This is a genomic window from Pseudoalteromonas sp. SG45-3, from assembly GCF_014164075.1.
GTDB classification, from domain to species: domain Bacteria; phylum Pseudomonadota; class Gammaproteobacteria; order Enterobacterales; family Alteromonadaceae; genus Pseudoalteromonas; species Pseudoalteromonas distincta.
The window spans coordinates 68,468-81,329 of sequence record NZ_JACJEN010000005.1 but is presented as its reverse complement, the minus strand read 5'-3'; the positions used below and the strand labels follow the sequence as shown (position 1 = coordinate 81,329).

The following is a 12,862-nucleotide window of genomic DNA, read 5'->3' as shown; positions in this document are numbered from 1 at the left end:
ATGATAATGAAAAATTAACAGGTTAGTGAGGTGTGCTGGTTTTTCAAATTGGACGTGTTCTGTTTTGTTTGAAATTAAAACACACCACTGCAAAACTAATCTTTAAAGTAAGCATCTATGTATTAAAGTTGCTTGTTTTATCTCATCGAGATCGTTAGTTTTACTGTAACGTAAGCGGTTAAAAATCGATCTAGTATAGCACCGTTACTTACTTTAACAGCAGCTTTATTGTGAACTATTTCTTACTATTTAATGATTGTTTTTAATGATTTTTAAACTCTAAATAAATACTTTTAATTATAACCGTTTAGCGGTATAAATAACGGAGTAAGTATTTTTAAAAATTAACTTTATTTTTTTATTTCAATATTTTAAATTAATTAGCTTTAATTGTAAGTTATTTTAAAGCACTATTTTGGTGCGTTTTCTGCACCATTAAAAATCTAAAATTGATGGTTTAAATTACACTAAGTTTACTATTTATTGAATAGGTGTGTTTTTCCTATTAATTAGGTCAAAACCTTTATGCATAACGTTGCTTTGTGCAAGAGCCGCGAGTGGATGAACAGTACTACTTAAGCAAGTCTTTTGGTATAAAAATTGCAAAAGTGAATTAGTCCAAATAATATTTTCAGCGTTATATTGTGGCCATACATTATTAAAGGGGAATTAATAGATGACAATTACAGTTGGGATTTCGCACCATACTCAGTATAAATACGACCGGTCAGTTAATATGGGGCCGCATATATTCCGATTACGTCCAGCGCCACATAGCCGTACAAAAATTAAAAGCTATTCTTTAAAAATAGTACCAGAAGATCATTATATAAATTGGCAACAAGACCCTTTTGGTAATTACCAAGCAAGGGTGGTTTTTAACAAACCAACCACCGAATTTAGTTTTACAGTTGATTTGGTCGCCGAACTAACGGTTATTAATCCTTTTGATTTCTTTTTAGAAGATTACGCCGAAAACTTCCCGTTTGTTTACGATGCTATTTCAAAGTCAGAACTCTCTCCTTATTTAAAAAAACGCAAAGCCAGTCCAAAATTTAAAGAATTAATTGAATCTTTAAACCCTAAAGAGCCGCTTAGAAGCGTTGATTTTTTAGTGGCTGTTAATCAAGCTATTTATGAGTTAGTTGGTTATGGCATTCGTTTAGAACCTGGCGTACAAACACCGAACGAAACAATAAGTAAAAAAACAGGTTCGTGTCGTGATTCTGCTTGGTTATTAGTACAATTGTTTCGTCATTTAGGGTTGGCATCTCGATTTGTATCGGGTTACCTAGTACAGCTAACCTCAGATCAAAAATCACTAGATGGCCCAAGCGGTCCAGAAGAAGATTTTACCGATTTGCATGCATGGACCGAGGTGTATATTCCGGGTGCAGGTTGGATAGGGCTTGATCCTACCTCGGGTTTATTTGCTGGTGAAGGTCATATTCCATTGGCGTGTACGCCAGAGCCAAGCTCGGCAGCGCCGGTAACCGGCGGTATAGATGACTGTAAATCTGAGTTTAGCTTTTATAATAAAGTAACGCGTGTACACGAAGACCCACGTGTTACTAAGCCATATTCTGAGGCGCAGTGGGCGGCAATTAACCGTTTAGGTCAGCACGTTGACAATGTTTACAATGAAGAAAACATACATTTAACCATGGGCGGCGAACCTACGTTTATTTCTATTGACGATATGGAACATCCTCAGTGGAATACTGATGCCGATGGTAAAGAAAAAAGAATATTAGCTCAAAATTTATTTGTAGAAATGAATAAAGTATACACAAAAGGTGGCTTTACTCATTACGGACAAGGTAAATGGTATCCGGGTGAGCCATTACCACGTTGGCAATACGCATGTTATTGGCGCAAAGATGGTGAGCCTTTATGGCAAGATGCTGCACTATTAGCCGATCCTAATAAAGATTATAAATTTGATCATACCGATACTAAAAAGTTTGCTGATAAACTGTGTGACTCACTTGGTCTTGAAACCAAGGCACTTACTACGGCTTATGAAGATATTTTATATCACATGTGGCAAGAAGCCTCATTACCTACCGAAATAAAGCCAGATCAACCAGAACTTCTCCATGCAATGAGCCGAAAAGGCTTTTTAGCTAAAATGGATAAAGGCATAGAAAAGCCTGTTGGCTATGTTCTACCTTTAAAATGGAACGATAGCAAAAACTGCTGGCAGTCGTGTACGTGGGAGTTTAAACGAGGCAATTGTTTCTTATTACCTGGTGAATCCCCAATGGGGTATCGCCTACCTTTAGACAGCCTTGAGTGGAGCGGCAATATTATTGACCGCGACCCGTTTGATATTCCAGAAAATTTTACCAAAGCTAAAAAGCTTAAAAAGGGCTTTATTGGTAAAGAAATGGTTAAAACTGCGCTTGTAATGGAAGTGAGAGAGGGGCGTTTATATATATTTATGCCACCAACAAGTCATTTTGAACATTACATGGGTTTAATAAGTAGTATAGAGAGTGTGGCTAAAGAACTTAAAATGCCGCTTGTTATTGAAGGCTATAGCCCACCTAAAGATAGCCGCGTAGAAAAATACGCTGTAACGCCAGATCCAGGTGTTATTGAAGTAAATATTCATCCTTCAACATCGTGGGATCAATTAGTCAGTCGAACCACAACGCTATATGGTTTAGCAAAAGAATGCCGATTAGGTACCGATAAGTTTATGGCAGATGGTCGCCATACTGGTACTGGTGGTGGTAACCACGTAACGCTTGGTGGCGAAACACCTGATCAAAGCCCATTTTTACGCAGACCTGATATTTTAAGAAGTTTTATTACCTATTGGCAGCATCATCCTGGTTTGTCGTATTTGTTTTCGGGGCTTTTTATTGGTCCTACAAGCCAAGCACCGCGAGTGGATGAAGCCCGTGATGAAGTTTTATACGAGCTAGAAATTGCCTTTTCACATATGCCCGAAGGTGAGGTGCCTGAGCCTTGGTTAGTTGATAGGTTACTGCGTAATTTATTGGTGGATTTAACGGGTAATACACACAGAGCAGAATTTTGTATAGATAAGCTCTATTCACCCGATTCAGCCACAGGTCGTTTAGGGATTGTAGAATTTAGAGGCTTTGAAATGCCTCCACATTCACAAATGAGTTTAGTGCAAATGCTACTGTTGCGTACTTTACTTGCTTGGTTTTGGAAAAAACCTTACCACAAGCCATTAATACGTTGGGGTACAGAGTTACACGATAAGTTTTTATTACCACAATATGTAGAAAACGATTTAGCTGAAGTAAGCCGCGATTTACAACAAGCAGGTTTTCAATTTCAGTTAAGTTGGTTAAATCCATTTTTTGAATTTAGGTTTCCGGTATGTGGCACGCGAGAACTTGATAACGTTACACTTGAGCTTAGAACCGCAATCGAGCCATGGCATGTACTGGGCGAAGAGGCGAGTGCGTCGGGTACGGCGCGCTATGTAGATTCGTCATTAGAAAGAGTACAGATAAAAGTACAAGGAACAATGAGCGACCGCTATGTTGTAACGTGTAATGGTCGAAGAGTGCCGCTTAAACCGGTTAAAGGTAAAGCAAAAGATGAAATGGTCGCGGGTATACGATACCGAGCTTGGCAACCACCTACAGCGCTTCACCCAACTATTGGCGTACATGCACCATTAGTTTTTGATTTAATCGATACGTGGGAAGGACGTTCAGTTGGAGGCTTTGTATATCATGTGAGCCATGCTGGTGGGCGTAATCCTGAAACGCTACCGGTTAATGCATTTGAAGCCGAAGGGCGCAGGGTTGCAAGATTTTGGGAGCATGGGCATACACCATCTTTACTTGCATCAGCAGAACCAAGCTGGAGCCCATCGGCGGTTACGCATAGTTTTCAATCGGCGCAAAGCGCAAGTGAATACGTAGTGCCTGATGAAGAAAGTAGTAATCCTGATTATCCAAATACCTTGGATTTACGCAGGCAGCCTAACTTTAAATAATAATTGATAGTTGTGTCATTCCACTTTGAAATTATTTAAAGTGGAATGACTAAATATTTTTAAAGCATCATTATGAACACGGCTATTTACTATAAATTGGAGCGCTTTCAGCTTGTATATTAACAATAACGCGATGCCGGAATTGCCTGAGTGGTTGTCTTTATACCTTGATAAATCACATGGACATGATGAACTAGCAAACCACAGTGGTTTAAACCCAGACCATTGGGATACTTTATTTAAGCGTTTAGCTAGTCTAACAGCAGATGATGTTAGTAGCCGCGCTACAGAAATTAGCCAATTGCTACAAAATGGCAATATTAAAAATGAAAGCAATAAGCAGTGGCACTTCGACCCATTGCCATTTATGTTATCTAAAGCCGATTGGGCATTGCTCGAAGAGGGAATAAAACAAAGAACCCTTTTATTAAATAAAATTCAGCAAGATATTTACGGTGACCAAACATTATTAGTCGATGGTCATATTCCTGCAAAGCAGCTTTTTCAAGACCCTAATTACTTACGCGAAGGTTTTAGCTTACCTAGTAACGAATTAACACTATTTTTTACTGCATTAGATGTTTACCGCACGCCAACAGGCGAATTTAAAGTATTAAGCGATCATTGTCAGTGCCCGTTAGGCTTAGGGCTATTAATTAAAAGCCGTATTATTGCAAGGCGTGTAATGGCTGAAGAATTTGCAGAATGTAATGTTCAGCAAATTAAAGAATTTTTAAATTTATTCCAAGAGGGTATTAACGAATATACCCATTATATGGATGACCCACGAATTGTAATCCTTACCCAAGGAATTGATGACCCTAACTACAACGAGCATGCATTCCTATCTACCTACTTTGGCTATACATTAGTACAAAGCGCCGACTTAACCGTACGTGGTGGTGACGTTTGTTTAAAATCGTTACAAGGCTTGGGTAAAATTAATGTCATTTTACGCTGGGTTTCTGATCGTTGTATTGACTCTTTAGAGCAAACTGAATATTCACTTCATGGTATTCCGGGCTTATTACAATCGGTTCGACAAGGGTCGGTTAAGGTTTTAAACCCGTTTGGTAGCGGTGTGCTCTCGTCACCTTCAATAAAGTGCAACTTAGAAAAGTTATCGCAGCAAATTTTAAAACAACCCCTGTTGTTAGGTGAGCCAAATTATTTAAGTGTAAAAGAAGCGCAAGCCGTTGATTGGAATAACCTCGAACTACTATCTGCTATAGACCCTACACTCAAGTTAGATGGAGTGTTAGACGAGCAAGAAATAAAGCTACTTATTAGCAAAGAACCCGATAATTACTTTTTCCAAGAAAAACCTTCTTTTAGCAGTGCACCATTTTGGCATGACGGGCAATTAATCTCCAAGCCAGTGGTGTTTAGGTGTTATGCATTAACCACTGAAAATGGCGTAGAAGTACTTCCTTCAGCACTGTGTTTTTCGAACGAAAAAAGTAACAACCCAAGAGTATCTGGTTGGATCAAAGATACATGGATAAATACAGCCGATAGAGTTGATTTAGGCGAGCATAATCCACCGGTGCCAATTAGAAAAAGAATGGATGTAACGCTACTCGAAGGGGTTATTTCGAGCCGTACGGCTGAGCACCTTTTTTGGTTGGGCCGATACTTAGAACGCTGCGAAAACACCATACGTATATTGCGTATTTTTATAGACAAGTACACCGAATTTTCTGTTTACCCAGATTCAATACGAAAAAGTATAGTTGCACGGCTTTCTAATGCCATTAGGTCGCAATATATTGTTTATCCCTATATAGAACCTGATTTAAAACTAGATGGCATTGATGTAAATCTGTCTAAAGAAACTGCTTTTCAACTCCTTGCAGACGAGCAATGCGCTGGCAGTATTATTAATACATTAAAGTACATTGCTAATGCGTCGGTGCAAATTCAAGAATTACTATCTCATGATAGCCGCCGAATAATTGATGATATTAATGAGCAAATTAAAGTATTTAAAAATGTAAATATTAATATTCCAACGCGTGCAATGCAAAGCAGCCTAGATAGAGTTATAGGCTCAATTATGGCTTTTAATGGCTCGATTACAGATTGTATGCCAAATAGTAATGGCTGGTTTTTACTCGAAATGGGCAGAAGAGTAGAGCGTAGCTTACAAATAACATCATTAAGTGCGGCTTTATTAACCAAAGAGTTAGACGAGCCCGAAGAGCTTGGCTTACTTGAAGCAGTACTAAGTTGCCAAGTTAGTTTAGTTACGCATAAGCGCCGATACAGAATGTATCAAACCATTGGTACAGGACTTGAGCTATTACTTTTAGATGCTGAATACCCACGTTCTTTATTATTTCAGTTAGAGGAAATTAATAAGTTGTGTAAGCATTTACCCACAAAACGCAGACAAGGTGTAATTGCGGCACACGAAAAAGCAATTTTACTATCTAAAACAAGTTGTTATGTAACTGAGAAAGATTACCTACAAAAAAGTGAAAATAGACAACGTAACCAGTTAATCGAATTTAACCATAATACGCGTATGAACTTAGATACATTTTGTGATGTATTATTACTACAGTATTTTTCTCATACCCAAACGGCAAATAAATTGAACTGGACTAATATTGAGCAAGCTCAATCGTGAAATATAAAATAAAGCACTCGACTACATACAACTATTCAGACTTTGTTAGTTTGTGTCAAAACCAAGCGCGATTAACGCCAAAAACGAATCGCGGGCAAATATGCCACAGTAGTCGTATAGAAATTGAACCTACTCCGACTTACTTACAAACATTTACTGATTATTTTAATAATCAGGTAACAGCGTTTGAAATAGCAATACAGCATAAAAAACTTAAAGTAACGATGATCAGCGAGGTAGAACTGTTAGTCGGCGCTAATAGCAATTTAGAGAGTGTTGATATTACTTGGCGAAAAGTACGTGATTTATTGGTTAAACCAAATACGGCAGAATTATTAAAAACGTCTGAATTTGTACTACCTTCACAACTTATTCCAATAGATAAAGGAATTAAGGAATACGCATTAATTTCGTTTGATGCACACAAAAATATAATTTCTGCATGCAAAGATTTAATGGCACGGATTTTTCATGAATTTCATTATGATCCTGGTTTTACAACAATTAGTACGCCTTTGAGCACTGTTTTTGCACAAAAAAGGGGCGTTTGCCAAGACTTTGCACACTTTGCGCTTGCATGCTTACGTAGCGTAGGGTTAGCAGGTCGATACGTAAGTGGGTACATAGAAACCATGCCGCCAGAAGGCGAAGAAAAGCTAGAAGGTGCAGATGCAACTCATGCATGGTTTGCGGTATTTGTGCCAAACTTTGGCTGGGTTGATTTTGATCCAACAAATAATGTTTTACCACGCGATCAGCATATTACTCTAGCCGTAGGGCGAGACTTTTCTGACGTAACTCCTTTAAAAGGAGTGGTATTTGGTGGCGGTAGTCAATTGCTCGATGTAGCGGTTGATATGATTCGAATGGAATAGCAGTTTAACTACGTCATATATGATGATGGATAAGGTGAAAGAGTGTATGAAAATTGATTGGAAAGCGTACCAAACAAAAGGTTTCTTTGATGAATTAATTGATGCACAAGGAAACGTTAGATCGCATGGAACACAATTAGCACAATTTTTTGCTAATTTATCGGGCGAAGAATTAGTAAAAGCCAGAGCGGTTGCTGATTTAGCAATTAAAGAAATGGGTATTACTTTCACGGTTTACAACGAAGGTAATATGATTGATAGAGCCTGGCCGTTTGATATTATACCGCGTACCATTGGCAAAAAAGAATGGCAAAGCGTAGAGGTTGGTTTAAAGCAACGTGTTGAAGCGCTTAACCTTTTTATAGATGATTTATACCACGACCAAAAAATAATAAAAGATGGTGTTTTTCCAAAAGGGTTACTAGAAAAATCAGTTAACTTTCGCGAGCAATGCGTGGGAATAAACCCGCCAAATAAGATATGGGCGCATATTTGTGGCTCAGATTTAGTACGCGATGGTAGTGGTACAATGTATGTGCTTGAGGATAACCTGCGTGTTCCTTCTGGTGTATCTTATATGCTTGAAAATCGCTCTGTAATGAAGCGTGTATTCCCTGAATTATTTGAGCAAGTATCGATTTTACCTGTTGATGATTACCCTTCACAATTATTTGATATGCTAGCGGCAATGTCGCCTCGTCCACAAGATAAACCAGAAGTCGTGGTACTTACTCCTGGGGTATTTAACTCCGCTTATTTTGAGCATTGTTACCTTGCCCAAGAAATGGGTTGCGAACTGGTAGAAGGGCGCGATTTAGTTGTTGAAAAAGATGACTGTGTATACATGAGAACAATCACAGGGCTACAACGAGTTGATGTTATTTATCGTCGTATAGATGATTTATTTTTAGACCCAGAAGCCTTTTTACCAGAATCCCAACTTGGCGTTCCTGGATTAATGCGTGCTTGGTCTAAAGGTAATGTGGCTTTAGTTAATGCACCAGGCGCAGGTGTTGCTGATGACAAAGTAGTTTACGCCTATGTACCTGAGATGATTAAGTACTACTTAGGCGAGGAAGCTAAACTTGCTAATGTCCCAACGTTCAAATGTTTAGATCCGAAAGAATGCGACCATGTGATTAAAAATATCGATAAGCTTGTTGTTAAACCTGCAAATGAATCTGGCGGATATGGATTATTAATTGGTCCTAAATCGACTAAAAAAGAACAAGAAGCGTGTATTGCTCAAATTAAAGCGGACCCACGAAATTGGGTAGCTCAACCAACATTAGATTTATCAACAGTACCAACATTTGATGGTAATAAACCAGATGGTCGACATACCGATTTAAGACCGTTTATTTTATCATCAGGTAAAGATACGCAAGTTACCACTGGTGGATTAACGCGTGTTGCTATGGTTAAAGGCTCTTTGGTGGTTAATTCATCACAAGGTGGTGGCAGTAAAGATACTTGGATTGTTGACGAAGAGGCTAAATAATATGTTATCAAGAGTAGGCGAAACTTTATATTGGGTATCTCGATACATTGAGCGCGCGGAAAATGTGGCTCGTTTAATCAACGTTAACAATTTACTGATGATGGACTTACCCAAAGGCGTATGTACCGGCTGGGAGCCATTAATTGATATTATTGGTGTGCGTAAAGCGTATTCAGAAAACCATACTGATTTTACTGAACAAAAAGCATTAAGGTATTTACTTGTTGGTAGTGATAACAGCTCGTCAATTTTAAACTCTATTACTTCGGCACGAGAAAGCGCGCGTACAATTCGCGATGTAATACCGCGAGATGTATGGGAAGAAATTAACTCTCTTTATTATTATGTAAAAGATAATCAAAAAGAAGGGATAACAAAGCGCGGACGTTTTGATTATTTAAAAAAGATTATAGATTCAGCCCATCAAATATTTGGGGCGTTAGATGCCACAATTAATCATGATCAGGGCTATGTTTTTATCCGCTTTGGTTCGATTATAGAGCGCGCAGATATGACATCGCGAATTTTAGATATTCGCTCTGCTACGTTAATTACTAATGAAGAAGAAGTGAAGCCGTTTGATAATATTCAGTGGATCAGTTTATTGCGTTCGTTAAGTGCTTATCAAATGTATCGCCAAGAAATGGGCGTTAGAGTACAGCGTGCTGATGTAATAGAATTTGTGATGCACAGCAAAGTATTCCCACGATCTATTTTATTTTGTATGAATGAATTAAAAGCATTGGTTTTACCTTTGCCAAACTCAACAGAAATTATTAAATCAATTGATGATGCAATTGTTGAGTTAGAAAATAAAGACGTACGAGTACTTAAAAATGGTCTGTTGCATGACTTTATCGATGAAATACAAATAGACTTAGCTGGAATACATAACGGACTGGCCGAAACGTATTTTTTAAAACAAGCAGAATAATAAAAACTGTATATTGTGAGATGACTGCTTAGTCTTAAGCGGTCATTTTTTTGCTTAAATTTATTTATAATAATTTTAAAACCTGCATAATTAATCTTTACTTCCTCATCCGTTGGTATCGCAATGAAAATCATCTCGACTAATATCTCTAAAATTAAAACTCTTATTCATAATGGTAAAGAGGTGAAAACGGGAATATTCAAAACGCCAACTAACGAACCTGTTGTTATTGAAAAGCTAAATATTATAGGGGATGAGCAAGCTGATTTAGTTAATCACGGCGGGGTTGATAAAGCGGTTTACGCGTTTTCGCACAATCATTATGATTATTGGAAACAAACCCTCGAGAATGATGATTTGGCAGTAGGTGCCTTTGGCGAAAACTTCACGATTTCTGACCTTGATGAAGCGAATATACACATAGGTGACCATATTCGAATTGGTACTGCATTACTTGAAGTAAGCCAGCCTCGTGTGCCTTGTTTTAAATTAGCTATCGCCCTTAATAATAAAAACAGCCTTAAACTGTTTACGCAGCATTACTGCACTGGCGTGTATTTTAGGGTACTAGAGCAGGGCGTTGCAAAAACGGGTGATAGTGTTGTTATCGAGAAGAAAGCCTCGCACGACATATCAGTAAAAAAACTGTTCCAGGCTTTTTTTGATAAAAAATATCCAGATCATGAAAGTGTATTATTAGCAGCACTCGAATTGCCGGAGCTTGCTCTTGAGTGGCAAACTAAAATTAAAAAGAAGCTTTGTATTAAAAATGAACTAAGTTAAGCGTAAATTGTTATTTATAGAGGAGCTAGTAAAAAAGATAAAACCTGCTATACCTAATGTGATAAATACTATAATTATTATAGTGTTATTAAAAAACTGTTGGGTTAGTAGCTAAAATAGGTGTCGTATATGAATATCTCCAGAAAACTGATGCTTATTGTGATTTTAACAGCTGCAGAGGTAAGTATTACTGTTTACTCAGCTTTTGAAATAGCTAAAGGGGCCAAGTTTCACCAACTTAATTTTCTTCACTTAAAATATACTCATCAACTTACTAAGTCAGTTAAAAAAATAGAAAATGATCTCCCCATAGATATAAATACCATTGAGTCAGATATATTGTTAATTAGGCAGCAACCAATTGACTGTATTGAAGAAATAAATCCATTAAATTATGCTGTTATGAAATTTATTAACACAGAGCAAACTTTAACAATTTGTGAAAAAGATATAGAAATTGCGGATAAAACACTACTGTCAGTTACTCAGTATGAAAAAGGTGAACTCAGTAGAGCTGATTTTTTACTAAACCTTAATGTTGCACTTGTCAGCTTTAACAAACACTCTGAGATGTTTGAAGAACCAATCAGAAAAACAGTATCGTTTATACTAATGACGTTAATTCCACTTGTTATCGTCATATCTTTTTTTAATATTATTTTTATAAGTTACCTTTCTCGTACTATATCCAGCTCTATTCGAAATCTTACCCTGCTCTTATCAAGTAAACCCGAAAGCAATATTAACCTAGATGATGAGCTTGATATAAAAACGTCGGGTGAATTAAAAGCACTCGTTATCGCGGCCAGGCAGCGGATTAAAAATGATCTTTTAAATATTGAAAACAGTATTGAACTCAAAGAGATTATAAATAGCCAAACAGCCTCCCTGCAGCAAGCAAATGACGAACTTGCACAGTTTGCTTATCGAGCTTCTCATGACCTGAAATCACCGTTGTCAGGGGCTAAATCCCTAGCGCATTTTGTTATTGAAGATATAAAAGCAGGAGATACTGAAGAGGCAAGTCGAAATGCATTGGTTATCTATCAACAAATGGAAAAGTTAGAGACACTTGTTGTTGATATTTTACTATTAGCTAAAGCTGAAATTGGTAGTGAAGATAGAGATGTAATTGATTTTAATCAGTTGATTATTGATATGAAAGAGCGACTCACTTGGCTTATGAAAGACAACCCTTGTAAGCTCGAGACAACAATTAATCTATCAGTACCTATAAAGTCAGAAAAAGCGCGTTTTTCTCAAATTATTGAAAACTTAATTTCAAACGGGTTGAAGTATTACGATAGAAACAAAGACTCCCCTTATGTCCGCTGTGATATTTTCAATCAGCAAGAGACGTTTTTTATTACTGTTACAGATAACGGAATGGGAATACCACAAAAGCATCAAGGTGAAGTGTTTGATATGTTTAAGCGGTTTCATGCACAGACGAGTACGGGCTCTGGTTTAGGGATGGCGTTGGTTAAAAAACATATTGAGTACTTAAACGGTGAAATATCACTGCAAAGCTCTGATAAAGGCACAACATTTAAAATAGTCATACCATTGGATAAGCTAATATGACAAAAATTAAACCCCCTATATTAATTGTCGATGACAACGAAGTTGACCGGTATATTCTTAAAAGGCTAATAAAAGAAGCCAAGTTAGATCTTACAATTTTTGAAAAAAAAGATGGTCAAGAAGCATTAGAATTTTTAGAAAATTATGAATCTAATAGAATAAAGTACCCTGATGGATTTCCTCCAATTCTTATATTTTTAGACATTAATATGCCAAAAGTTAATGGCATTCAATTTTTAGAGAAGTTCTCTAAACTCAGAAAAATGATAGAGATAAGCTCGTGTGTAGTTATGATGTTTAGCTCATCTGAAAGAGAAGAAGAAAAAAAGATTATAATGTCACACGACTTTGTAAAAGGTTACCTTGTAAAAGGAAGTTTTCAGGCAGCAGAGTTAAAAGAAAAAGTCATGGCTGTTATTGGTCAGCATTTAGATAAATACAGCTGATGTGCATGTATTTTAAGTTTTAACCTATTAGGCTGTGCCAATTGAAGAGCCTTTAGTTTGAGTATGTGGCTCAAACCAAAGGTTTTTAGCTTAAAGTTATATAGGTGTCTGATTTAAGC

General features: G+C 37.2%; 8 protein-coding genes. All 8 read left to right on the top strand.

Annotated features, from left to right (window positions below; all coding sequences use genetic code 11):
• Positions 1 to 676: 676 nt before the first annotated feature.
• The 8 genes from H5126_RS07965 to H5126_RS07930 all read left to right on the top strand — a co-directional run bounded on the left by H5126_RS07965 (position 677) and on the right by H5126_RS07930 (position 12,743).
• On the top strand, positions 677 to 3,988 hold the full coding sequence (locus H5126_RS07965; RefSeq protein WP_182720897.1) for a DUF2126 domain-containing protein: 3,312 nt from the start codon (positions 677 to 679) through the stop codon (positions 3,986 to 3,988).
• A 112-nt stretch (positions 3,989 to 4,100) separates the two neighbouring features.
• Complete coding sequence (locus H5126_RS07960; RefSeq protein WP_182720896.1) at positions 4,101 to 6,620, top strand: circularly permuted type 2 ATP-grasp protein; 2,520 nt, start codon at positions 4,101 to 4,103, stop codon at positions 6,618 to 6,620.
• Positions 6,617 to 7,495, top strand: a complete 879-nt coding sequence (locus H5126_RS07955) for a transglutaminase family protein (RefSeq protein WP_182695782.1) — start codon at positions 6,617 to 6,619, stop codon at positions 7,493 to 7,495. Before H5126_RS07960 ends, H5126_RS07955 begins: the two co-directional genes overlap by 4 nt.
• 46 nt (positions 7,496 to 7,541) lie before the next feature.
• Positions 7,542 to 8,996 carry a circularly permuted type 2 ATP-grasp protein gene (locus tag H5126_RS07950; protein ID WP_182720895.1) on the top strand — a complete coding sequence of 485 codons (1,455 nt, stop codon included), beginning with the start codon at positions 7,542 to 7,544 and terminating at the stop codon, positions 8,994 to 8,996.
• Position 8,997: 1 nt separating this feature from the next.
• A complete protein-coding gene (locus H5126_RS07945; protein WP_007585221.1) occupies positions 8,998 to 9,930 on the top strand; it encodes an alpha-E domain-containing protein in 933 nt (310 codons plus the stop codon).
• A 123-nt stretch (positions 9,931 to 10,053) separates the two neighbouring features.
• Complete coding sequence (locus tag H5126_RS07940) at positions 10,054 to 10,713, top strand: MOSC domain-containing protein (protein WP_182720894.1); 660 nt, start codon at positions 10,054 to 10,056, stop codon at positions 10,711 to 10,713.
• Between the two features lie 129 nt (positions 10,714 to 10,842).
• A complete protein-coding gene (locus tag H5126_RS07935) occupies positions 10,843 to 12,297 on the top strand; it encodes an ATP-binding protein (protein ID WP_182720893.1) in 1,455 nt (484 codons plus the stop codon).
• Positions 12,294 to 12,743 carry a response regulator gene (locus tag H5126_RS07930; RefSeq protein ID WP_024596059.1) on the top strand — a complete coding sequence of 150 codons (450 nt, stop codon included), beginning with the start codon at positions 12,294 to 12,296 and terminating at the stop codon, positions 12,741 to 12,743. Before H5126_RS07935 ends, H5126_RS07930 begins: the two co-directional genes overlap by 4 nt.
• Positions 12,744 to 12,862: the final 119 nt, after the last annotated feature.

Coding starts and splice junctions, on each gene's coding strand:
- H5126_RS07965 (WP_182720897.1), top strand. CDS start 677: ATGACAATTACAGTTGGGATTTCGCACCATACTCAGTATAAATACGAC.
- H5126_RS07950 (WP_182720895.1), top strand. CDS start 7,542: ATGAAAATTGATTGGAAAGCGTACCAAACAAAAGGTTTCTTTGATGAA.
- H5126_RS07945 (WP_007585221.1), top strand. CDS start 8,998: ATGTTATCAAGAGTAGGCGAAACTTTATATTGGGTATCTCGATACATT.
- H5126_RS07940 (WP_182720894.1), top strand. CDS start 10,054: ATGAAAATCATCTCGACTAATATCTCTAAAATTAAAACTCTTATTCAT.
- H5126_RS07935 (WP_182720893.1), top strand. CDS start 10,843: ATGAATATCTCCAGAAAACTGATGCTTATTGTGATTTTAACAGCTGCA.
- H5126_RS07930 (WP_024596059.1), top strand. CDS start 12,294: ATGACAAAAATTAAACCCCCTATATTAATTGTCGATGACAACGAAGTT.